At 64.5% G+C, this 21,704-nt stretch carries 17 protein-coding genes; 6 read left to right on the forward strand and 11 right to left on the reverse strand.

What is annotated here, in order from left to right; all coding sequences use genetic code 11:
• Positions 1 to 19: 19 nt before the first annotated feature.
• Positions 20 to 1,756, reverse strand: a complete 1,737-nt coding sequence (locus H6718_02310) for a DUF2330 domain-containing protein (GenBank protein MCB9584197.1) — start codon at positions 1,754 to 1,756, stop codon at positions 20 to 22.
• Between the two features lie 159 nt (positions 1,757 to 1,915).
• On the opposite strand from H6718_02310, the gene H6718_02315 reads away from it, so the two are divergent.
• Together H6718_02315 and H6718_02320 are read left to right on the forward strand one after the other, a co-directional pair.
• Positions 1,916 to 3,052 (forward strand): acyl-CoA dehydrogenase family protein, encoded by a 1,137-nt coding sequence (locus tag H6718_02315; GenBank protein MCB9584198.1) that lies wholly within the window; start codon positions 1,916 to 1,918, stop codon positions 3,050 to 3,052.
• Positions 3,052 to 3,675 (forward strand): CoA pyrophosphatase, encoded by a 624-nt coding sequence (locus H6718_02320; GenBank protein ID MCB9584199.1) that lies wholly within the window; start codon positions 3,052 to 3,054, stop codon positions 3,673 to 3,675. The genes H6718_02315 and H6718_02320 overlap by 1 nt, the downstream gene beginning before the upstream one ends.
• A gap of 42 nt (positions 3,676 to 3,717) precedes the next feature.
• Here H6718_02320 and H6718_02325 read toward each other — a convergent pair whose 3' ends face one another.
• Positions 3,718 to 5,328 (reverse strand): hypothetical protein, encoded by a 1,611-nt coding sequence (locus tag H6718_02325; GenBank protein ID MCB9584200.1) that lies wholly within the window; start codon positions 5,326 to 5,328, stop codon positions 3,718 to 3,720.
• Positions 5,329 to 5,835: 507 nt separating this feature from the next.
• Here H6718_02325 and H6718_02330 point away from each other — a divergent pair.
• Positions 5,836 to 6,288, forward strand: coding sequence for a hypothetical protein (locus H6718_02330; GenBank protein ID MCB9584201.1), 453 nt, complete (start codon positions 5,836 to 5,838; stop codon positions 6,286 to 6,288).
• A gap of 412 nt (positions 6,289 to 6,700) precedes the next feature.
• The gene (locus tag H6718_02335; GenBank protein ID MCB9584202.1) at positions 6,701 to 7,729 is read left to right on the forward strand and encodes a phosphatase PAP2 family protein; all 1,029 of its coding nucleotides are present in this window, start codon (positions 6,701 to 6,703) and stop codon (positions 7,727 to 7,729) included.
• A gap of 15 nt (positions 7,730 to 7,744) precedes the next feature.
• Here H6718_02335 and H6718_02340 read toward each other — a convergent pair whose 3' ends face one another.
• From H6718_02340 to H6718_02350, 3 genes are read right to left on the reverse strand one after another with little or no spacing between them, the layout of a single operon-like run.
• Entirely contained in the window at positions 7,745 to 8,455 is a 711-nt protein-coding gene (locus H6718_02340) for a hypothetical protein (GenBank protein ID MCB9584203.1), read from the reverse strand.
• Between the two features lie 24 nt (positions 8,456 to 8,479).
• Positions 8,480 to 10,372, reverse strand: coding sequence for a protein kinase (locus H6718_02345; GenBank protein ID MCB9584204.1), 1,893 nt, complete (start codon positions 10,370 to 10,372; stop codon positions 8,480 to 8,482).
• Positions 10,369 to 11,442 (reverse strand): FHA domain-containing protein, encoded by a 1,074-nt coding sequence (locus H6718_02350; protein ID MCB9584205.1) that lies wholly within the window; start codon positions 11,440 to 11,442, stop codon positions 10,369 to 10,371. Before H6718_02350 ends, H6718_02345 begins: the two co-directional genes overlap by 4 nt.
• A 327-nt stretch (positions 11,443 to 11,769) precedes the next feature.
• Between H6718_02350 and H6718_02355 the strand changes: the two genes are divergently transcribed.
• Both H6718_02355 and H6718_02360 read left to right on the forward strand, forming a co-directional pair.
• Positions 11,770 to 12,633 (forward strand): hypothetical protein, encoded by an 864-nt coding sequence (locus H6718_02355; protein ID MCB9584206.1) that lies wholly within the window; start codon positions 11,770 to 11,772, stop codon positions 12,631 to 12,633.
• Complete coding sequence (locus H6718_02360) at positions 12,623 to 13,366, forward strand: hypothetical protein (GenBank protein MCB9584207.1); 744 nt, start codon at positions 12,623 to 12,625, stop codon at positions 13,364 to 13,366. Before H6718_02355 ends, H6718_02360 begins: the two co-directional genes overlap by 11 nt.
• 51 nt (positions 13,367 to 13,417) lie before the next feature.
• On the opposite strand, the gene H6718_02365 is transcribed toward H6718_02360, so the two are convergent.
• The 6 genes from H6718_02365 to H6718_02390 form a co-directional block, all read right to left on the reverse strand.
• On the reverse strand, positions 13,418 to 14,845 hold the full coding sequence (locus H6718_02365; protein MCB9584208.1) for a hypothetical protein: 1,428 nt from the start codon (positions 14,843 to 14,845) through the stop codon (positions 13,418 to 13,420).
• Between the two features lie 192 nt (positions 14,846 to 15,037).
• Positions 15,038 to 16,732, reverse strand: a complete 1,695-nt coding sequence (locus tag H6718_02370) for a hypothetical protein (GenBank protein ID MCB9584209.1) — start codon at positions 16,730 to 16,732, stop codon at positions 15,038 to 15,040.
• 234 nt (positions 16,733 to 16,966) lie between these two features.
• Positions 16,967 to 18,313, reverse strand: coding sequence for a sigma 54-interacting transcriptional regulator (locus tag H6718_02375; GenBank protein ID MCB9584210.1), 1,347 nt, complete (start codon positions 18,311 to 18,313; stop codon positions 16,967 to 16,969).
• Positions 18,314 to 18,470: 157 nt separating this feature from the next.
• Positions 18,471 to 19,172 carry a hypothetical protein gene (locus H6718_02380; GenBank protein MCB9584211.1) on the reverse strand — a complete coding sequence of 234 codons (702 nt, stop codon included), beginning with the start codon at positions 19,170 to 19,172 and terminating at the stop codon, positions 18,471 to 18,473.
• Between the two features lie 91 nt (positions 19,173 to 19,263).
• Complete coding sequence (moeB, locus tag H6718_02385) at positions 19,264 to 20,430, reverse strand: molybdopterin-synthase adenylyltransferase MoeB (GenBank protein ID MCB9584212.1); 1,167 nt, start codon at positions 20,428 to 20,430, stop codon at positions 19,264 to 19,266.
• Positions 20,431 to 20,798: 368 nt separating this feature from the next.
• The gene (locus H6718_02390) at positions 20,799 to 21,605 is read right to left on the reverse strand and encodes a hypothetical protein (GenBank protein MCB9584213.1); all 807 of its coding nucleotides are present in this window, start codon (positions 21,603 to 21,605) and stop codon (positions 20,799 to 20,801) included.
• Positions 21,606 to 21,704 lie beyond the last annotated feature (99 nt).

Consider the following 21,704-nt stretch of genomic DNA (forward strand, 5'->3'; position numbering starts at 1 on the left):
GCCTGCAGGTCGCGGCGCGCTACTTCGCGTAGCGACGTCGACTTAGCCAGAGGCCGAGGCCAGCGAGGAAGCCCACGGCGGCAGCACCTGACGTGCCCGTCGCGCCGGGGCTCAGCTGACAGCCTCCGCTCTTCTTTTCTTCACCGGCACCCGCGCTGGCGGACGGCGCCGCCGCGGGATCTTTCTCGTCAGCGATGCCGGGGATCCCCAGGTCCGCCACAGGGGTGATCACCACCTTTTCGGGGACGATTTCCTTGCGGTTACGTGTCGCGAGGTCCTCCGCGAGCCAGATCTTCCGCAGTCCGCGGTAAGTGCGCGGCGGCTTGCCCCAACGCCAGCGGTTCGGGTTGTCACATTTCAGCACGGAAATGTCTGGGTGCAGGTTAACGTAACGCATCTGCAGCATGTTGCGATCCGCGGGCTTGGTCTCGATGGGCAGCTCACCCTTCGGCCCCTTCGGTAGCTCGACACCTCCACGCACGCTCTTCGCCGGACCGATCTCGATGTCCTGCTTCAGGCTCTCCTTGTCGTAACGGTGGTGCATACGACTCAAGGTGTAGGCGTGACGCTCAACCAGGGCCTTGCGCCGCGCGATCTCCTTGCGCCCGATGTCGTCTGCCTTTTTCTCTTCCTTCTTCTTTTCGTCGTAGATCTTCTTCTCTTCTTCGGTCCGCTCCGGAGGATCCGGGTTGCGCACGTCTTCGGGCAACGTCGCTTCGAAGACATCCGCCCCGAGGCTCAGTAGCTCGTGAATGTAGAGCGGGGGGTTCGGGCAAGGCTGGCCGCACTCGAGGGTGCTCCAGGCGTACTCATTGAGAATGCCCTTCGGGTTCTTCGCCAGCAGCTTGTCGTGCATCGCTGCGTAGAACTCGCCCATGCGCTCTTTGACCTTGAAGTCTACGTTCAGGTTCGTCGGCGGGAACACATTGTCGTAGTTCTTCGCTTCGTAGCGGTCCTTCGCGTCGAGCACACTGATGACCAACTCTTGCTTCTTCCCGCCAGAGTTTAGCAGCCCGAGGGTCGACGGGATCTTGGTGTAGTTCGTTTCCGTCCAGAAACGGATGGGGCTGAGCTGGGCGCGTCCATCACCCACCAGCTCGACTTTGGCCTGATCGACGCTAGCAACCAGGAAGCGCTGCTTGGCGTCCGCGTAGGGCTTCACCGCTTCGGCCGTACCCGCCGGGAGCTTGTAGCCCTGCTTCTCCAGCCAGCCGGTGATGTTGGCGGAGTCTGCTTGATCCAGCAGCTTGAAGGTGTACTCGCTCGCGTGCTTGAACTCGGGCTCGACGGTGAGCGTCATCTCCTTCGCTGCCTTACCCCCCGGCGGAGGCGCACCGCCGCCAAGGAACGCCGTGTCCGTGTTTGCCTTCAGGTTGCGCTCCCACTCCTGCTCTGGCGTTCCGGATTCGCATGGATCCATCTCCCAGAACTCGTGAAATCGCGGAGCAGTCAGCTCGTCGATGCGCGTGACGAACTCTCGCTTGAGCGTGACCACGTGATCCATGGAGACGTCCTCCGGGAGCGGCATCACCAAGGCGAACTCCTGACTGGGACCGTCGTAGTCCGTCATCACGGTTACCACCGTGCGCTGGTCGCGATGCATGATCACGATCTGCGTGGCGGCGCTCAGGCGCGGCTGGTCGTCCTTACCGACGAAGAAGCCGGGGAAGGCCTGAGCACTGGGAGCAACCAGCAGAGCGGCGAAACCAGGCAGCAGAGCCGCCAGCGCAAAGCGAGGGAACCTACGTTTGGACATCGGGGCGCAGGCTACCAAAAGCCCAGGGGCCGCGCCGCTCATCCCGCGAAGAAGCCTGCGTCGCCTTTTCTGCTCGCTGTAACTTTTTCGCTTCAGCAAAGGAACGGCGTCACTAGCGAGGATTGATTGCGCCCTGCGCTAGCGCTACTGAGGCGGACCATGCGCCTCGAGCTGACTGAAACCCAGGAGCTGATCCAACGCACCGCCCGCGAGTTTGCAACGCGGGAGATCCGCCCGAAAGCCGCAAACCTCGACAAGACGGAGCGCTTTCCCGAAGAGCTCGTGCGCGGCTTGGCAGAGCTCGGCCTCTTGGGCGTGAATGTCAGCGAAGAGTATGGCGGAGCGAACGCCGGGGTGCTCGCGTACAGCCTCGCGATGATCGAGGTGGCCAAGGCCTGCGCCTCCACCGCCGTCACCATGGCTGTGACGAACATGGTCGCCGAGGTGATCGAGCGCTTCGGTTCCCCAGAGCAACGCGAAGAGCACGTCACCAAGATCACCAGCGGCGAGCACCTGACCGGCGCGTTCGCGCTCAGCGAGCCCGGAGCGGGCAGCGACCCAGGCTCCATGGGCACCACGGCCAGAGAGACGGACGCTGGCTGGGTGCTGGACGGGCAGAAGCAGTGGATCACCAATGGTGGCTACGCCGGCGTGTTCGTCGTGTGGGCGCGCACCGGCGGCCCTGGCACCAAAGGCATCTCATGCTTCCTGGTGCCGCGCGGAACGCCGGGCCTCAGCATCGGAAAGAAGGAAGACAAGCTCGGGCTGCGAGCGTCGAACACCGTGCCCCTGACGTTCGATAGCGTGCGCGTGCCAAGGTCCGCGTTGCTTGGAGAGCTCGGGGGCGGCTTCAAGATCGCCATGATGGCCTTGGACGGGGGACGCATCGGCATCGGTTCTCAGGCCATTGGGATCGCAGCCGCAGCCCAAGAGGAGTCGGTTCGCTACGCCCAAGAGCGAAAGCAGTTCGGCAAGCCGATCGCTGACTTCCAGGCCATCCAGTGGATGCTGGCAGACAACCGTACGGAACTAGACGCAGCGAAGCTCTTGTGCTGGCGGGCAGCTACGATGAAAGAGCGTGGTGTACCGTTCAGCCGTGAAGCATCCATGGCGAAGGTCTTCGCAAGCGAAGCGGCAAACAAGATCTGCAACCGGGCGGTGCAGATCCATGGCGGATATGGCTACACGCGCGAGTTCCCAGTGGAGCGCTACTTGCGGGACGTGCGGGTCACCACCATCTATGAGGGAACGAGCCAGATCCAGCGCGTGGTCATTGCGCGCGAAATCCTCAGCTAATGCCACCACTGCTGATTCAACGCGTCCGCGAAGCGCTTCAAGGTCTGGATGCGGACGACGGCGCCGCCGCGCTCAGGTCTTCTGCGGCCACGGGTGACGGCGGCCGCTTTGCGGCGGTCGCCGCGGTGCTGCGCCCGACTGACGCAGACACCGAGGTGCTGCTAATCCGACGCGCCGAGCACGAAGGGGATCCGTGGTCCGGGCATATGGCGTTCCCTGGGGGTCGCCACGACCCCACAGATCCCGACCTGCTCACGACTGCGCGCCGCGAGACCCTGGAAGAAGTGGGTCTGGACCTGAGTCGCCGAGCGCGTTTGCTCGGCGCGCTCCCGCGCATCCCCGCAGTCGCGCGAGGCAAGCGCCTGGGTCTCGCGATTGCGCCCTTCGTGTTCGAGCTGGAGACGGCAGCCGAACTCAGCCCAAACTACGAGGTCAGCGAGGCGCTATGGGCCCCCCTGGGGCCGTTGCTGAGTGGCGAGCGAGACATCAAGCACGCATACGAGTGGCAGGGGCAACGCGTGTACCTACCCGCATTCGACGTCGATGGCCGAACCGTGTGGGGGCTGACGTACCAGATGCTGCAAGTGCTGTTCGATCGGCTCAGGGCGCCCCACGGCCCGTGAGGCGCGTAAATTGGTGACCACGGAGCGACCGCGGTCACGACTTCACATGCTCTGACCGGTCTCGTCCTGCTGGGGCGAACACTTCTGTGAGAAGTCGCAGTTGAAGCTGCCCTTCGCCGTGATGGTCAGGCGGTACTCGTCGCAGGTCGGCGTCGCCCCCGCCTTGCGCGATACCTTGAGGAAGTACTTCTTGCCGTGGGGTCCGCAATGACGCGCAGCCTGAGGGCCACAGCTCTGCTCGCCAATGGTCTCGCCGAGTGGGCCGGTGCCCGTTCCGTCGACGCACCACGTGTAGCTCGTTAGCCCGCTGTGGCTGGCCTCTGGTGTCGCGCAAGCGTCTCCGCGCACCAGCGCAAACTCGAACTCGTTGTTGGCTGGCACCGGCGCCGTGAAGTCGATCTGGATGTGATAGGAGTTCGTGGTTGACTCGTTGGAGTCGGTGGTCTGGAAGGTGTACCAGTCAACGTCCGTGTCGCTCGTGAGACGCCCCGAGATGTTCAGCGCGTTGAGAGAGGCATCGCTCACGGTCCCTGCATCCGTGGCGGCACCACAAGCCTCGTTTGGCTCGGTCGTCTCGACCTTGCATGTGCACCCTGCGCTCTTGGGCAGCGTTGGCGGGTAGGCAGCCCAGCCCGCATCGCAAGGGCCAAGCTCGCATTGGCCAGAGTTACAGGTGAATTCCGTATGTGCGGGGTCGCCTGCGCTCGCGCACAGCTCCGCATCCGTCGCGTCGTCCGGCACACCGTTGCAGTCGTTGTCCGCCCCGTCGCAGACCTCGGGTTGGGGTGAGCTGGCGGTGCAGCCTTCCCAACTCCCCGTCGCGCCGTTGCAGGTCTCCGTGCCCTCACACACCAGGCCACCCGACTGGGCGGTACAGCGACGCGCGACACCGTCGCGTTTCGTGTCACAGGCGCAGGACTCGTTTCCGGAGGGAACACAAACCATGGCGGCATTGGGCGTAGGGGCAGCGCCGCCCGTACCACCGCTAGCGGCACCCGCCGTACCAGCCGTACCAGCGCCACCGGTGCCGGTGCCACCCGCGCCGGTGCCGCCCGTACCGCCGGCGCCACCGGTGCCGGTGCTAGGAACGGTGCCGTAGGCCTCGGGATCCGTGCAGGTGAAGCCAGTGCCACACGTCGAGTCGTAAGAGCAATCGCGACCACAGAAGCGATCGACGTTGGGGGAGATCAAGCAGCGATCGCCGATCGTCGGGCAGTCTGAGTCCGCCGTGCACGGCTTGCACTGATTGCCGGCGTCGGGCACGCAGATGTAGCCCTTCTCTTTGCTGAACGCGCAGTATCCGCCATCCGGACACGCCTGACCGTCGATGCACGGACCCGTGCACACCTTGTTCGGTGTCGTCTTACCGATGTCGCTGCACTGACCGGTTCCGCAATCCGCGTCGTTATCACATGGAGATCCGAAGCCAGTGCTCGGCCAACCGGTACCGCCGTTTCCGCCGTTTCCGGCGTTCCCGCCATTCCCGCCATTCCCCGCGGTACCTCCGGTGCCGGCGGACGCATCCGCCGATCCGGCGGAGCCACCATTCGCGTTGGGGTTGTCGATTCCTGGATCCGTCGCGCAAGCAACGGGATACAGCAGGGCAAGCAAGGCACCGACCAGGAGCCGGGTAGGCGTGAATAAGGAGCGCATGCGGATTGCAAAAGGGTAGGCGGCCGGCCATCCGGCGTCAAACAACGCGGGCGCGATGCTACATTCGCGAGCACTTCCTGCTGTATGCCGCTTTGCGCAGCGCGACACCCCGTTGAGGGTCACGGCTGTGTCGTGTCTTCTGCTGGAGGCGGACTCGAGTCGAGTGGACGCGCTCGCCTTGGAAGCGAACGGTTGGCGAGGCGAGCGATGAAACAAGCAACCTGCAAAGTGTGCAGCGCACCCCTTAGCCCTCACGCTGGGGAGTGTCGACAATGTGGTACGGTGTACGATGAAGCGAGTCGTTGTCCGCACTGCCGCGCGCTCGCGGGAACTGAGATTCGGGGCGATCGCTACGTCTGTAGGATTTGCGGAGGCCCCCGGGTGCCCGCATTCGATCGCCGAGTCCAGCGCCGAGGTGCCGAGAGGCCAGCGCTCGAGCAAGCGCAGCGAGCGCGCCGCAGCGCGAGGCGCCGGGGGGCATTGGCGGTCCTAACCGGGGCGTCCGCCTTGCTCTCAGCGCTGGTGGCCGGCGCGCTCGGGTGGCTAGACGTCTCACTGGCAAGCGCGAGCTGGGTCGCCTCCGCGGTTTGGTTCATGGCCATGCTGTTGGCCTGGGTCGGCGCGCGCCGCGCACGGACCGCCAGCTCAGTCGCGGAAGAGCGGGCTTGGACCGCGGTGGCGGGAGAGGCCGTCAACAGCTTCCCCGCGGTAACAGAGCGCAACGTCGGGGAGCTATTGGGCGTACCGCCTTCCCGCGCGGAGCAGCTCCTCACCCAGCTGGTCCGTGAAGACCAAGTGGAGAGCGAAATCGACGACCACGCACGAGTCGTCTACCGGCGCCCGCGCATCCAGGCGGAGACACTCAAGCTGCGAATCGGCGAAGACGACCTGTCGTTGAGCTCAGAAGAGGCGAGCGAGCGCGAAGAAGAAGTGAAAACGGAGCAGCGCAGCCGAGTGTGAACGCTCGCTCTCTGTGTAACTCGCTACCCGGTGCGAAGCCTCATACGCACCGCGCGGGGATTGCCGGAGGGTAACGCGACGCCACGTCAGTGATGCTGCATGCGTCCTTAGAGGCTCAGCCTCTGGTCGAGGTATTTGCGGCATTTATGCGTGAAACGACGAGTTTGCATCACCGTCTGCTGGGTGTGCAATCCACACCGCCCCAGCGCCCAGGCGACGAGAGCTGAGTGGGTGCCAGGCTAGCTGGCGTCAGCCGAAGTCGGCACGGGCCTCGCATGGACTTTCCCAACGGAAGTGGGTCTGGCGCGCGTCAGGACCATGACGTAGAGGAGTCCAACAAGGAATCCTTGGCCCGTGCGCGGAAGCGGTGAAAAGTCGAGTCCGCGCCACGCGAACTCAGTCGCTCGAGAACATGGCTGTCAATCACGACATCGTTGCTCCCGCCAGTAGCGGATCTCTCACGGACGGCGTCCGCCGATTCTTCCGTGAGTTTGCGTTTCAGGACTGGCTCGTCGTGTTGTTCCTCAGCACCTTGAGCACTGCCGTGCTGCTCGCGCCGCCTAGCGCTGCCAGGAGCAAGAGCCTGTCGGACGTCCTGACGCTCGTCACGGTCTTCAGCATCACGCTGGTGTTGATCCGCGGCTCATTGGTCAAGCACGGGGTCGCCGCGCCGCTGTTGTACCGCCTAGGCATGTTCGGGCCAGTGCAGCTGAGCTACTTCATCCTTGCAGGGCTCCTCCCAGTAGTGAACCCCGGGAACCTCGACGAGCAACTGTATCAACTCGACCTGCGTTTCCTCGGGGTAGAACCCGCGGTGCTGCTGGACAACTTCGTGGGTCCAACCAGCAGTGAATGGTTCGCGTTCTTCTACTTCAGCTACTTCTTCCTGCTGGCGCTGCACGTCCTGCCGATGCTGTTTTTCGTGCGGCAACGACGTCTGATGAACGAGTTCACGCTCGGCATGATCATGCTCGTCTGCACGGTACACGTCACCTACATGATCGTGCCGGGATTCGGGCCGATTCGTCATCTCACGTTCGCGAACGAGCTGCCGTCCGGGATGTGGCACGACATCGTGATCAACACGGTTAACTCCGGTGGCGCGCAGAAGGACATCTTCCCTTCGCTCCACACCGCCGGTCCGAGCTTCTGCGCACTCTTCTCCTTCCGCCATCGCGACAAGCTGCCCTTCAAGTTCACGTGGCCAATCGTGACGTTCTTCGCGTTGAACATCATCGTCGCCACCATGTACATGCGTTGGCACTGGGCCATCGACGTCGTCGTTGGGCTGTCCCTGGCGTACGCGCTGAGCGTACTGGTTCCGCGAATCAGCGCGTGGGAGCTGAAGCGACGCGAGGCGAAGGGACTGATGGAGATCTGGCCACGCTTCTCGCGAGCGTCCGAGTCAGCTCAGACGTCACTCAGCAGCAGCGCACACTGAGTCGCTAACGGCGCCTCAGCAGTTGCAGCCGCTGCAGCTCTGACACGGATTCCACTGGCAGGCTGAGCTGCAGTACTGCCATTTGCTCGCTCCGCAGCAGCGCGGGTTGCTGCCCTGCTCCCAATCGCACGCGTTCCCGGCCTTCAGCTGACATCCGCCCCAAGTGCAGTTGCTCTGGCAGACCTTTTCGGAGCAGCTATCGCAGCCGCCGCCCTGACGCGTCCCCGGGACACAGGCGCCCTCGCCGCCGCAGCTGCCGTAGCCTCCCCAACGACAGTCGTTGCCGCAGGTGCGCTCCTGACTTCCGCAGTTCCCGCACGGCTGATTGGACTTGGTGCCCGCGTCGCACTCCCCGACGTCCTCACAGCTCGGCAGCTCCCAGGTGCCCGAGTCCCCGCAGTGGCGCCGTAGGACGCCGCAGCGATCACAGGGGATGGGGGGGTTGGGAATGTCTTCCACGTCGCCCGGAGTACAGCTCGGGCTCGAGCCGCTCCCCGCGGAACCCGCAACCGCGCCGCCGTTGCCGCCCCAGGGAGTGGTTCCGCCAACTCCGCCGTTGCCACCAATGGAACTCGTCGCCCCAGCACCAGCCGACCCACTAGCCCCGCTGCCGGAGATCGCGCCACTTCCCCCGATGCCTCCGGGGCCCGCGATGGTGTCGCCACCAGCCGAACAAGCGACGGAACAGCCAACCAGAGCTGCCACCCAGAGGGGACTCCTGCGCACGGAATCAGCCTAGCACGAGTTGAATCACTTGAAGCAGTGACGCTTCGGTACCCGCACGCCATGGGAGTCCAGAGTCCACGGCGGGTTACAGCTGTCCACCGCGGCGGGTCGGCTCGTTTGAACGCGAGGAGTCGCTGGGTGCACGGAAGTTTTGGGCTTCGCGCTGGGTTCGCTGGGGAGATCTCCCAGCTCAACCACTTCCGTAGATGAGCCAGATGGACGCGCCGTCACGCCCGCTTGGGCGGTCACGGGCGCTGCAGGCAATTCGTCGACGCTCAGCGGTTCATCCGTGGCGGCCGTCGCAGCAGGCGGCTCTTGAGCGCTCGGGAGCTGCGCCGCAGCTTCGTCGCCGCCTCCCAGAGACGCCCAGAGCACCCCTCCCCCAACCAAGAAAACCACCGCGGCAACGGCGATTCCCACGCGAACCGGAGCGCGGTAGATGGGCGCCGTCACAGCACCCGGGGGCAAGCTGAAGCGATCGGGGGGGAGGCTGACTCGCTCCGACTGGGTATCTCCGGGAGGAAACGCCCCTGGGTTGATGGCGGCAGTACCCACGGAAGTCGCCGAGGTATGAACCGCTGACCCGAGGCCCGTCGCCGCGGTCATGGCGGTTGCCCCGACGCCGGTGGCAGCGGTGGGGAGCGTGCCCCGACTGGACTCTGCAGGGTTCGACGCAAGCGCCAGCTCGGGCGCCTGAACTCTGGTCAGTGCCTGAGGGCTCAGACGTTCGGCAGCGTAGTCCAGCGTACCCGCACCTCGGCTCGCGTGTTCCGCCTGATTCAGCAGTACACCAACGGCTGCGCTCTGTGGCTGCCAGCTGTCCGCCTCGATGTCATAGGCCTCGATCTGGGCGACACGGGCAGCGCGCCTTCCGAGCGCCGAACCGGCAACCTCCTGCAGCCAACGCTGGATTTCCCGTGGGGGAACCACGCCCGTGACGTGCTCCAGGGCCTCAGCCATCTCTCGTGCGCTCTGAAAACGATCCGACGCGTCGAGGGAAAGACCCCGCATCACGACTTCGTCGAGCTCGGGAGGGATATCGCTCCGGAAGTGCGAAGGCGGGTCGAGGGCTCCCTGCGCAACCAGCTTGACGAGATCATTCGGGTGGTCCGCGCGGAATAGTGGCCGCAAGGTGAGCAACTCCCACAGCACCACTGAAGCGGCGTAGACATCCGCCCGTCTGTCCACCGCCTGCTTGTACAGCTGCTCCCGCGGCATGTACTCGAGCTTGCCCTTGAGCTGCCCCGTCGCCGTCACCTGGACGCGGTCATGAGCCATCGCGATGCCAAAGTCGACGACGCGGGCCAAGCCATCCTCCCCCACCAGGATATTCTGCGGAGACACGTCGCGGTGCACCAAACCAAGCTCGCTGCCGGTGTCGCTCAACGTCTCGTGAGCACCATGCAGCCCCTCCAACGTGCCGACTAAAATCCCCACGGCAACGTGAACTGGAACCTGTTTACCTCGTTGCCTGAGCCTGTGGACGATTCGCGAGATCGACTCACTTGGAACGTAGTCCATCACCAGCAGGAGCTCACCCGGAGCGCTCACTACATCCGTGACGGAGACGACATTCGGGTGTCGCACGCGACCCGCGAGACGAGCTTCGTCAACAAACATGCTGACGAAGCGTGCCTCGCGCGCCAGATGAGGATGTAGACGCTTGATGGCGACCGCTCGAGAAAACCCAACCGGGCCAATCAACCGCCCGATGTGTACCTGCGCCATTCCACCGGAGGCGAAGCTATCGAAGAGCAGGTAGCGGCCGACGCGAATCGGATCCTGCAGGGCGTTCGCGTGCGGCGCGATACTCGCGTGGAACCCCGACTGCGGATCCACGCCGCCAGACGGCGTCGCCTGACTGGGCGGAGTGGCCTGCGAGCGATCCTTCGGGGCCTGGCTGCCCTGCCCGCTCAAGCTGCCCCCCCTGCCTCGGCAAGCACGAGATGACGTGGTCCAACCGCGCCCTCTCGCTCAGCCACTGCCCGTGCGACGGCATCTCGCACAGTGCGCAGGAGTTGCCCGACATGGCCCGGCCAACTCTCGAAGTAGCAGGCTTCGACGAACTCCACTTGAATCCCAATCAGACCGCGCGGAATCACTGAAGAGATCAGCGCGGGGATATCGTGACGGCGCTCAGCCAACATCGGCAACGTCACCCGGGGCGCTCCCGTCAGAGCAGCGTCAGCAAGCAGCGGACTGTGGTCGGGCACGCCGAAAAGAAGTCGCGTTCCTGGCGCCTTGGCCTCCTCCACCAGGCGTGCCAGTTGCCCTGAAGTGAGCTTGTCGCAACGGGTTATGTACAGCGCGCCCTCCCCTGAGCTGCGTAGGGCTCCGCGAACCCGCTGGTTGCCGAATAACTCCACATCCAGCAAGCGAGGAGGGATACGCGTGGGGTCGAGCTCGGTCCACGCGCGGCCCTGCCGGCGCGCGAGAGCGTGCGCGAATGCCCGCTTGCCACTGCCTGATGGCCCAACCACCAAGACGTGGGCGGTGGATTGAGCACAGGCGTCCAGGGCTAGCCTTACCTCACGGAAACTCGAACCACCAATCAGTCCGTCCGCGACGCTCGGCGCGCCCAAATCATCTGGGTGGGCGCAGGTCGCCAGGCTGCGACCGATTCTCAACAAGTCGCCGGGCCTCAGCAGGCACTGCGCGACTCGCTCTCCATCAAGCCAAACGCCGTTGCGGCTGTGTTGGTCCTCGACCAACAGCCCGTCGCCTGTGGGGGTCACGCATGCGTGCTCGCCCGAAACGTGGGGATCGTCCAGCTCGAGCCGGGGACCCGTGTGCTTGGAGGTGCCACCTCGTCTCCCTATCCATGTCGGAAGTACGATCGTCTCCGCGACGTGAACGGTGCGCCGCGGAGCTTGCTCATCGAACAAGCATTGAAAAACCCACTGTTTGGTGGGCGAAAGACGCACTGCTCGCTCTCCGCGGGAGGCGTCCGCAGTCGCTTCGACATCGCGCACCAAGCTCGTCGTCAAGCCTGGCATTGTACTGCCTGGATGAAGCTCGCGGCAACACGCCCGGCTCGTCATATCCACGCTGAAAGCCTGAGCCTACCAGTGGGTGTCGAGCCCGCTGAGAACGCGACCGTCGCCGCAAACGCGCCGGTGTGCGACTGCTGGACGCGCAAAACGCTGCGCACCCCGCCACTCGGTTCTCGCTGTCCCCTTCAACTGCATCCAAACCGCCCCAAAACCAAGTGGTCGGTAGAGCACTTGAGCTTGCGAAACCATCTCAAGCGCTGACAATCTAGCGCGCTCACCCGGCGCCCCATCCACCCAAACGCGCGCTCCTCACTCTCGACCATGGTCGTTCCCCGATCGACACCGCTACGCCACAAAGTTGCTCACCGCCTGGGCCACTGGTTGTGCGGCGCAGCGTGCCTGGGTCTCGGAGCGACCACCGCACAGACGAGTCACGCCGCGCCAGAAGCGTGCTTCAAGGCCTATGAGCTCGGGCAGCGTCTCGACAAGGACAAGCGCCCTCTGGACGCTCGCATCGAGTACGCCCGCTGCGCGGAGCTGTGTCCCGACTCGCTGCAAAGGGACTGCATCGCCTGGCAGGATGCGGTCGAGAGCAAGCTCGCGAGAGTTGTCTTGCGGGTTGCTCATGCGGAGGACGAAGTGAGCGTCTACCTCGACGGGGTACAGCTCACGCCGCAAGAATTCGCAGGCCCGGTCGACCAACGGCCGCCGCTGTGGGTCACGGCGGGTCGTCACCAGCTGCGCGCCAAACTCTCCGGTTACGACGACTACGCCGAACAACTCGATCTCTTGGAGGGCGAAGAGCGCCCTGTGGTGATTTCCTTCCAGAAGCACGAGGAACCCGCGTCGTCGGGCGAACAGATCGCGCCCTGGGTGGCCCTCGGTGTCGGAGGCCTGGGGATCCTGGGTTTCGCGTACTTCGGAAGCCAAGGGCTCGCCGGAAAGTCAGATCTCGACTCGTGCAGGGGCCACTGCTCAGCGGAGGCCGTGGATGACGTGCGGCGCGACTTCCTGTTCGCAGACATCTCGCTCATCGTCGGTCTGGTGGGCCTTGGAGTTGGAACCTATCTGCTCGTAGACGGAGGGCAAGACGACGTTCGGCGCGACGGCATTGCTTCCGCATGGATACAACTTGGCACTCGGGGAGGCGTTTCGGGCGCGTGGGTTGGTGGCGATGTCTGGTAGTTGGTCGCGCATCGCCTGGTGGAGCGCGAGTTGCATAGCAGTGGTCGCCTGTAGCCTGACTCAATCTCTCGACGGCTACGAAGGTCCGCCGGAGCAGCCCTTCAAGGACGCGGGTCAGGACGCAACCCAAGACGCACAGAACGACTCGGGCGAGTGTGTTCTGGGGACGAAGCGATGCGGAGGGTCGTGCGTGAGCGTGGATGACCCGAGCTTCGGTTGCACCGGCGAGACCTGCGCCCCCTGCGCCGTCGCGGCGCATGTCCAGGCCGTGTGTGGCTTGTCCGGTTGCGAGCCTCAGGGTTGCGAGGACGGCTTCGCGAGCTGCGATGACGATCTCACCAACGGTTGCGAGACCCCACTCGGAACGCCCACGGACTGCTCGGCCTGCGCCGAAGTGTGCAGCGCGCCGAGCGGCGACGTCGCCTGCGACGCCTCACAGTTGCGCTGCGTGATTCAGAAGTGTCCGGCGGGGAGCGGCGACTGCAACGACGACCCAAGCGATGGTTGCGAGGATCCCCTCAACACCATCGACCACTGCGGCGCCTGTTCCAACGTGTGCCCAACGGGCTTCAGCTGCACCGACCCTGGAGACGGATTCAAGTGCGCCTGCCCCGACAACGCCGGCTGCAACGCCGGTAGTGACGGCAGCTGCGTCCAGGGACTCTGCGTGTGCGGAGGGACAACGTTGTGCGACGCGGGCCAACGTTGCCAGGCAAACGGCAGCTGCGGCTGAGCCGCCCAGACGCGCCGCCGCCTAGCCGCAAGCTGCTCGCGTTGACCGCACTCAGCGTGACGTGCGGCGACGCCGCACGGCGACGAGTCCGAGCGCGGCGACGAGCCAGAGTGGCGATGACGAGCTCCGTTCGCTGCCCGCGCCACTCACGCTGCACCCACCGTCTTCGCTCACGATGCGCGTCCCAGGGCCTGTCCCCATCGCTTGCCCCGCGGAACCGCCGCTATCAGCCTTCCCGCCTCCGCCGGGCCAGGCGGCATCACCGGCGGTGCCCGCTCCACCCGCGCCAGGGTCAGCCCCTGCGGCGCCAGCAGAGCCAGGATCCGTACCGCCGGTTCCACCGGTTCCGCTTCCTTCGCACTCCACGACTCGATAGCTCAGCCACATTTCAGGACCGAACCACGCGCGAGCTTCGTCAACCAACTGCCAGCGAGTCACGTAGACGCCCGGCGCGCTCGGCGCCGTGCCCGAAAGGTCGAAGCGTGTTTTCGCATTGGGCGCCACGCTGGTGTTCGAAGCAGCGTTCACGGAAACGCGATTGGTGCCCAAGAACGGGTCAGCGGTATCCCCAGGCACGCCCAGGCGCACCGATTGTCCAGCACTGCTACCGCTGCCGTCGGTCCAAGTCGCCGCACCAATGTTCTTCACCTCGAACCAGGAGTCGACCGGATCGCCGGCGCACACCTGGTAGTAGGCTTCGCCAGTCGCGTCCTCCTCGTTGCTGCTGCCTTGATCGACGAATTGCGCGTCCAAGTCGGGCACCTGAGGTTCCGGGGGGGTGATGCAGCTGCCGGTCGCCTGCAGGAGCTTGATGTCGGAGCCATAGAAGAACTGCAGGATCTTCTTGTAGTCGTAGCCCTTGGAGTTCTCGAGGCAGCGAGCGCCCCATTGGCTCATGCAGCCGCGGTTTTGCCCAAATCCAGGCGGCCCGATGTAACCGAGCGCCGTCTGCTCGACTGAGTTGCCAGACTTGCCTTCGTTGTAAGTGACCCAGTGCTCCGTGCTGCCGCTGCTACCAACGCAGCTCGGCGCCTTCACGCCAGAGTCGCCCGCGACGTAGAAGCCGTAGGTGAGCATCTGCCCGTAGCTGAGGTAGATCCCCGCGGTTTCTTTCACCGCCTGCTTGTGAATCGCCGACGGCGTGGCGCCGCACGAGTACACCTGGCAACCCTGACCGTCACAGATCTTCCCCTGGGTTGCCATGTTGTAATAGGCAACAGAGCGCGCAGCGATCGCCTGGGCCTTGAGCGCCTCCAGGTTCGCGCCACCGTTCTCGCACTGGATCACGTGGGGCAGGTAGTTGTCCTCCATCGAGATCGTGCCGGTGCCGGTGACGGTCACGTCACAGTAGGCACTCCCGAGGGGCGCGCTGACCGCTTCGCTCTGTTCGCCAACCGGTTCATCCAAGCCATCCGTCGGCCCGCAGGCGACTAGAGTGGACAGCCCCAACCCAACCAAAACCCTGTGCAGCGTCTTCACCACGCGCCACGTTTTGCACGCTCGATGCCAAGACGCGTACCCGCGCAAATGCGCGCTTTTTGGCCTGAGTTTGGGCGAGCAAAGAGCAGGAACCGGGCAATTGCACAGTGCATTGCACAAGGCTGCACAACCGGCGCCGAGTCACGCACCCGCGTGAGAAGTCGAACATTCCGCGGCCTTCACACGCGATACCTAGCGCACCCTACGGCGGCGCCGAATCAGACCAGCGAGGCCGACGAGCAAGAGACTCGGACCCAGGTCGCCGGACCTCCGCTTCCCCACGGTACTACAGGCACAACCGTTGTCGTCGCTGACGATGTTCGTCCCTGGCTTCAAGCCCTCGCTTCCGGCCGCGCCCGCGGCTCCACCTACGGGCTGTCCCCCGCTGCCCCCTGCGCTGGTGGCGCCTGCGCTGCCTCCAGCCTCGCCCGTTCCGCCGCTTCCACCGCCTCCTGTGCCACCCCCATCGGTCGGCAGCGCATCATCCACCAGGTATACGGCGGAGCCGCTGCCTTGAACGAGCACTGGGCGACTCCGAACATCGGGCCCGTCTGGTAGCTGAGCGAGGTCCGCCGCAGGACGCGTCTCGATTGCCCCCCAGTCGAAGCCCCAGCTATCCATCACCGCGGGACTCGGCACGTGGCGCTTCACCCCCGAGTCGAGGAGGTAGACCGAAGCGCTTCCGTCGTCAGCCTTGACGAGCGAGGGCTGCGCTTGCACGGGTAGAGCCTCCTCGTGCTCTGCTAGCGCGGCGTCGGAGACCGGCATCACGTCCCAGAAGTAGTCAAGTTGCCACGCGGCAAATACATCGGGATTCGGCACGTGCCGAAGCACGCCATCTGGAATCATCGGCTCACAGCGCAGCGCCTTCGGGCTCGAGCTGAGCTGGGAATTCTCACCGCCGCTTGCGTCGATCCCGTAAGCGTGCACCGCGTGATCCTGGCCATCATGCAGGCTCAGGGGAGAATCCGCCTCAAAGCCGTGCTCACAAGAGCCGATCGCGCCGCACAGGTCATCGCGGTACTGGTCCGCCTTCAACGCGAAGGATTTCGCATTGGCATCACCCGCGGGCCCGCCGAAGTAGAGGTGGACGTCGATAGGCGTGTTCGCCTTGTCTTCGTCCTGTGCCCAGCCAGCCACGCGATCGCAGTCAGCGGCGTCCAGGTATCCGCGAGGCGACTTGTCGGTGTTCACGCAGCTACCTGGCGAGGTGAGAAACTTGATGTCCGCCCCGTAGAAGAACTGCAGAATACGCTTGTAGTCGTAGCCCTTCGAGTTCTCGAGGCAGCGCGCCCCCCACTGGCTCATGCAGCCACGGTTCTGACCGTAGCCAGGCGGCCCAATGTAGCCGAGCGCCGTCTGTTCGACGCTGGTGCCCGTCTTGCCGTCGTTGTAGGTGACCCAGTGCTCGGTGCTCCCGCTGCTGCCGACACAGCTTGGCGGTTTCACACCCGAGTCACCGGCGACGAAGAACCCGTAGGTCAGCATTCCGCCGTAGCTCAGGTAGACGCCTGCCGTCTCTTTTACCGCTTGGTAATGAATGGCCGAGGGCGTCGCACCGCACGAATAGACTTGGCAGCCTTGGCTGTCGCAGATGCTGCCTTGGGTGGCCATGTTGTAGTAGGCTACGGAGCGCGCGGCGATCGCTTGCGCCTTCAGCGCCTGGAGGTTCGCACCGCCGTTTTCGCACTGAATGACGTGAGGCAGGTAGTCGTCCTCCATCGAGATGGTGCCCACCCCCGTGACCTTGATCGTGCAGTAGGCGTTTGGCAGCGGCGCGCTCACCGCCTCGCTCTGCTCCCCGATGGGTTCGCCGTATCCAGCGGGATCCGTCCAGCACGCGGTCAGTACCAGTAGCCCTGAGCAACCCAAGAGAATGCGCTTCACACCGCGCGGCAATGCACGGCGAGTGCCAAGCCTTCAGCGCTGAAGAAGCACGCTAGATTCCCGTGCTTTTCCGATTTTTGGTGGCTCTGGACGCGGTGCCCCCTCCCCCCCAACCGAACGGGTTACACAACCCTTTGCACAACTCGAGGTGGTTCGAGCGCAAGCGACGACTTCGCCCGCCCTCGGCGTACGGCGCTTCCAGCAGGCTGGCCTGCACGAATGTTTCCGCGAGGTTTAGCGTTTGCGCGGGCGCGGGAGCTTGAAGCGCTCCAGGCGGTTGATCAGGGTGCGGCGTGAGACTCCCAAGAGTTCAGCGGCGCGGGTCTGGTTTCCCCGTGCCTGCTCGAGCGCTGTCTGGATGCGTTCGCGTTCCCAAGCATCCGCCGCATCGGGATCGCTGGGTCGAGAGCGCGTGTCGTTGAGCTGAGGAACCTGCTGAGGCCGTGCCTCGGAGCTGCCCAAGGCTGCTGCCACGGGATCGATGTGTACGTGGTGCGCCTCGATGGCGCCCCCACCGCTCAGCACCACGGCACGCTCCACCACGTTCTTGAGCTCACGCAGGTTGCCGGGCCAAGAATGGCCAAGCAAGCGCTGGATGGCCGATGCGGAAACGGCCGGGGGCGCGATACCCGAGCGCCCCGCGTGCTCGGTAACGAAGGTCTGAACGAGCGTCGGGAGCTCATCCAAGCGCTCACGCAGAGGCGGGATTTGTAGAGTGATCCCCGCGAGTCGGAAATACAGATCCCTACGAAAACGCCCCTCGAGGATCTCCTTGTCGAGCTCCCGGTTCGTTGCCGCGATGAAACGCACATCGAAAGACACGGGCCGCACGCCGCCCACCCGATACACCTCGCGTTGTTCGATCGCGCGCAGCAGCTTTGCCTGAACGCCCAGCGGCATCTCGCCGACCTCGTCGAAGAAGATGCTGCCTCCGCTCGCAGCTTCGAGCAGCCCTTGCTTCGACTGCACGGCGCCGGTGAACGCGCCACGCTCATGACCGAAGAGCTCGCTCTCGAGCAGGTTCTCCGCCAACGCGGCGCAGTTGAGTCGCACCAGGGGGTGACGGGCCCGACGGGAGCGTCCGTGGATTTGGCTCGCCATCACGTCTTTGCCAACGCCGGTCTCGCCGCAAAGCACCACGCTGATGTCGCTGGCTGCAACACTGGCGATGAGCTGCCCAAGCTCCTGCATGCGTTGGCCGAGGGGGCGAGACTCGGGCGCCTGAGTTGGGGCCGCCGCTTGCTCCACCACGAGCACGACGCTTCCAAGCTGCACTAGCGCGCCCAGCGGCACCCGAATGGCTTGATTCGGCGTCAGCGAGGCGCCGGACACGCGCGTGCCGTTCGATGAGCCGAGATCCACGATCTCGACTCCCCCCGATGTGAGTCGCACCCGAGCGTGCTCACGCGAGACACTCTTGTGGTCCACGCTCACGTCCGCGCTGCGCGAACGCCCGATCACCAGGTCATCTCCCTGGGACAACGGACGCGTGAGTGAGCCGTTGTCCCAGAGCAGCACCAGGCGTTCTTCACCCGCGGCGGCTTGAGGCAGCACGCGAGACCAAGTGACCTCTTCGTTCATGGGACGCCGCACTATAACCAAATGCGTCGCCCACACTGCCAGCTCGCGTGGGAAAACCCCGGGGCGATTCCCGGTGGTCAAACCAATCCTGGAGCACCCGATGGGGTGTCGATCGAAGCCGTACTTGACTCCCGGACGGTGAAATCAGCCGAGATCCCTACTTCTCGAGCACGCGCGCCACGGCGGTGCCCTGACCCGCCGCTGCGCTGAGCACGGCCTTCACGGGCGTCGATGGCAGGACCCACTTGAAGCAATCGGGAGCCGGTGCGACCACCGCGTTTGGCTCACTCGTATTATCCGCGGCGAGCACCGGGCTACCGAAGGTGGGCAGCGCAATCTCCGTGACCAACTTCAAATCGAGGTTGGTGATCTGCCCAGTGCTCATCCCAACCAGGGTGTAGCACTTGCCCGTTTGCGCCTGGAAACGCAGCTCGAGCACCTGACCCTGAGTGAAGTTCCCGCCGATAGTGCCGATGGTCTTTGCGCCGGGCGCGTGCTGCGTCATCAGCGGACCGAGCAACGGCTCGGCTGCAGCCAATGCCGTAGCGTCTAGGGGCATCGCGTTTGGACCGGGCTGATACATCGTGTTGCCCAAGCCGCCCATGCCCGCGACTGCTCCGCTGCCTCCATTGGCCATCCCCGCGCCGCCGCCCATGCCGCCGTTCGCCGCGCCGCCGTTCGCCATGCCCGCGCCGCCGCCGTTCGCCCCACCTCCGTAGCCCGCGTCGTTCACGCAGTACTGGCCGTCGTAGTGCTGCCCTGGTGGGCAGTTCACTGTGGGAGGCGCTTTCGCGTCGTCACCGCCACCGCACGCGGTGACGCAACCAAACAAAACAAACAAAGCGAGGGACTTGTGCATGCTGCCTTCCTTCTTCGCGCCAGCGTGGCGCGAACGACTTGAAGCTGGAAAGCAGAACGCCGAGTCCCTCGCCTGGCTTACACCTCTACGTTCAGCCGCCGGAGCAGAAGCCTTCGTAGTCGATGTACTCCTTGATCGTGGGGTTCTCGCCACACACTGGGCAGTGCTTGTCCTTGCGCAGCTTCAGCGTACGGAAGGTCATGCCCAAGCTGTCATAGGTCAAGAGACGCCCTGACAGGTTGTTTCCGCGATCCAGGATCAGCTTCACGGCCTCGGTCGCTTGGAGGACGCCGATCGTGCCGGGCAAGATGCCGAGCACGCCAGCTTCCGCACAAGATGGCGCGAGGTGCGGCGGCGGCGGCTCGGGGTAGAGGCAGCGGTAGCAGGGCCCCTGATGCGGAATGAAGGTCGTCACCTGACCGTCGAAGCGGAAGATCGAGCCATGCACCACCGGGATGTTGTGGAACACACTGGCGTCGTTCACCAGGTAGCGTGTCGGGAAGTTGTCCACGCCGTCCACGATCACATCCCAGTTATCCGCGAGGATACGCTCGATGTTCTCGCTGGTCAGTCTCTCTTGGTACTTGATGATTTTGACGTCAGGGTTCAGGTCCCTGAGCGCCTGCTCTGCGCTATCCACCTTCGGCATACCCACCCGGGAGGTGGCGTGGACGATCTGCCGCTGCAGGTTGGAGGCATCCACGACATCAGCATCGATCAAACCGAGCGTGCCCACGCCCGCTGCCGCGAGGTAAAGCGACGAGGGGCTCCCGAGGCCGCCAGCGCCGAGCAGCAGCACGCGGGCCTTCAAGAGCTTTTCCTGGCCCTTCTCCCCCACCTCTGGCAGGAGCAGGTGTCGGGAGTAGCGATCGAGCTGGGCGGAAGTGAGCTCTGGAGGCGTCTCCACCGGCCAGCTCATGTCCTTCCAACGGATGAAGCCAGGGTTGACGGAAACCACATTGCTGTAGCCCAGCTCCGCGAGCGTCTTTGCAGCAAACGCGCTGCGCGTACCGCCGGCGCAGTAGACGATGACCTCCGCAGATTTGTCCGGTAGCTTGTTCTCCGCCTGCATCTCCAAGAATCCACGCGGAATGTGCGTCGCGCCTGGGATGAAACCACCGCGGAACTCGTCCTTTTCCCGCACGTCCACGAGGGTCTTGATGTCTCCCTTGTCGAAGCGCTGCTTCAACTCTTCCAGGGTCATCAACTTCACCGCGTCGCGGACCTCCATGAACAGGTCGCTGTAGGTCTTGGCCATGCTTCGTTTGCCTACTTCTGGCTTCCCCCGAAGGGGATCCTTTCGGCCGCAGCTGCTACCCGGGTGAGGTTCAGTGCGACTCGTGTTTTTTTGGGGGTGAGAGAACGCCGGTAACCAGCGAAAGGGCGAGGAGACTAGCGCGAGGCACCACCAGACCGCAGCGCGGCGATGCTCAAGCAGAATCTTGACTTATCCGATGCAGGAATCCGGCAACGCTTAATATTGAGGATCCCCGCCCCACGTCAAGCTGGCGCACACTCCGGGTCGTTTCGAATTCGCGCCCGGGAGGCTTGAACGAGCGCGGGTGCCCAAAAAAGAAAGGGCGCGTCCGGTTCGGACGCGCCCTCGAGTCGGTTTCGATTCTTGACTCAGAACGTGTAGATCCAGGTGAAGCGACCGGTGATCTTGTCCTGGTCCTTCACCTGCGCCTCCTCCACCGTCTCGTAGCCAAGGAACATGAGCAGCGTCGCGCCCTTGCCGTACGCGAGACTCACGGCCCCACCCACGGGCAGGCTCAAGAGCGCCTTGTCTGGCTCGCCCTGGTCGTTGGGGATCTTTGCCGCGTTGTTCAGACCGTAGGTCAGCTCGAACTGAGGTCCAACGCTGACGTCACGGCCGACCTTGAACAGCAGGAAGTTGCGGGTGTAGAGGGTGTTCGGCTCTTCATCGTTGTGGAACACGCCCTTGTTGATGAAGAACTGAATCCAGGACTCGAAGTAGATCGGGTCGCTGGAGAAGATCGTGAACAGCTGCGGCGCGATCAGCGGGTTTACCCGCTGACCATTGAAGTTGAAGTTCACGCCAATCATCGGGGTCAACGTGAGGTTGTCCAACGAGATGACTGGGCCGATGTCGAACTCGCCGTTGGTCTGCGCCCCGACGCCCGTCAGCGCTCCCGTCGTTGCGTCCGCGTCGCCGCCCACGCCCTGGAACACGTAGATGTCGCTCGCGATATCGACTCCGCCTAGGCTGTGAGTCGCACCTGCCCAAAACTGCAAGCCAAGGGGATCCGCATCCATGCGAAACCAACCGGGCACGTCGGACTCTTCTTCGGCAGCAGGCGCCGGCGCGGGCGTTGGCTCTGCGGCGGGGGTGCCTTCTTGAGCCCAGACGCCGTGGGAGAACGTAAGCGCGGCCGCAGCCGCCAAGACGGAAAGTCGCTTATGGTGGTTCATGTGTACTCCGTAGGTGGTGGGTCGCTGTCACACACCGGCCTAGAGTCACCCCCAACCGAGCCGTGCAGCGCTAGTCGCCCGCCATGGGCGAGCTGAGGC

It is taken from the genome of Polyangiaceae bacterium, from assembly GCA_020633205.1.
In the GTDB taxonomy this organism is placed as follows: Bacteria; Myxococcota_A; Polyangia; order Polyangiales; family Polyangiaceae; genus JAHBVY01.

Excerpts from the sequence above, each read along its gene's own strand:
- H6718_02325 (MCB9584200.1), bottom strand. The coding sequence starts at position 5,328 with ATGCGCTCCTTATTCACGCCTACCCGGCTCCTGGTCGGTGCCTTGCTT.
- moeB (MCB9584212.1), bottom strand. The coding sequence starts at position 20,430 with ATGGCCAAGACCTACAGCGACCTGTTCATGGAGGTCCGCGACGCGGTG.
- H6718_02390 (MCB9584213.1), bottom strand. The coding sequence starts at position 21,605 with ATGAACCACCATAAGCGACTTTCCGTCTTGGCGGCTGCGGCCGCGCTT.
- H6718_02310 (MCB9584197.1), bottom strand. The coding sequence starts at position 1,756 with ATGTCCAAACGTAGGTTCCCTCGCTTTGCGCTGGCGGCTCTGCTGCCT.
- H6718_02355 (MCB9584206.1), top strand. The coding sequence starts at position 11,770 with ATGGTCGTTCCCCGATCGACACCGCTACGCCACAAAGTTGCTCACCGC.
- H6718_02315 (MCB9584198.1), top strand. The coding sequence starts at position 1,916 with ATGCGCCTCGAGCTGACTGAAACCCAGGAGCTGATCCAACGCACCGCC.
- H6718_02335 (MCB9584202.1), top strand. The coding sequence starts at position 6,701 with ATGGCTGTCAATCACGACATCGTTGCTCCCGCCAGTAGCGGATCTCTC.
- H6718_02375 (MCB9584210.1), bottom strand. The coding sequence starts at position 18,313 with ATGAACGAAGAGGTCACTTGGTCTCGCGTGCTGCCTCAAGCCGCCGCG.
- H6718_02360 (MCB9584207.1), top strand. The coding sequence starts at position 12,623 with ATGTCTGGTAGTTGGTCGCGCATCGCCTGGTGGAGCGCGAGTTGCATA.
- H6718_02380 (MCB9584211.1), bottom strand. The coding sequence starts at position 19,172 with ATGCACAAGTCCCTCGCTTTGTTTGTTTTGTTTGGTTGCGTCACCGCG.
- H6718_02320 (MCB9584199.1), top strand. The coding sequence starts at position 3,052 with ATGCCACCACTGCTGATTCAACGCGTCCGCGAAGCGCTTCAAGGTCTG.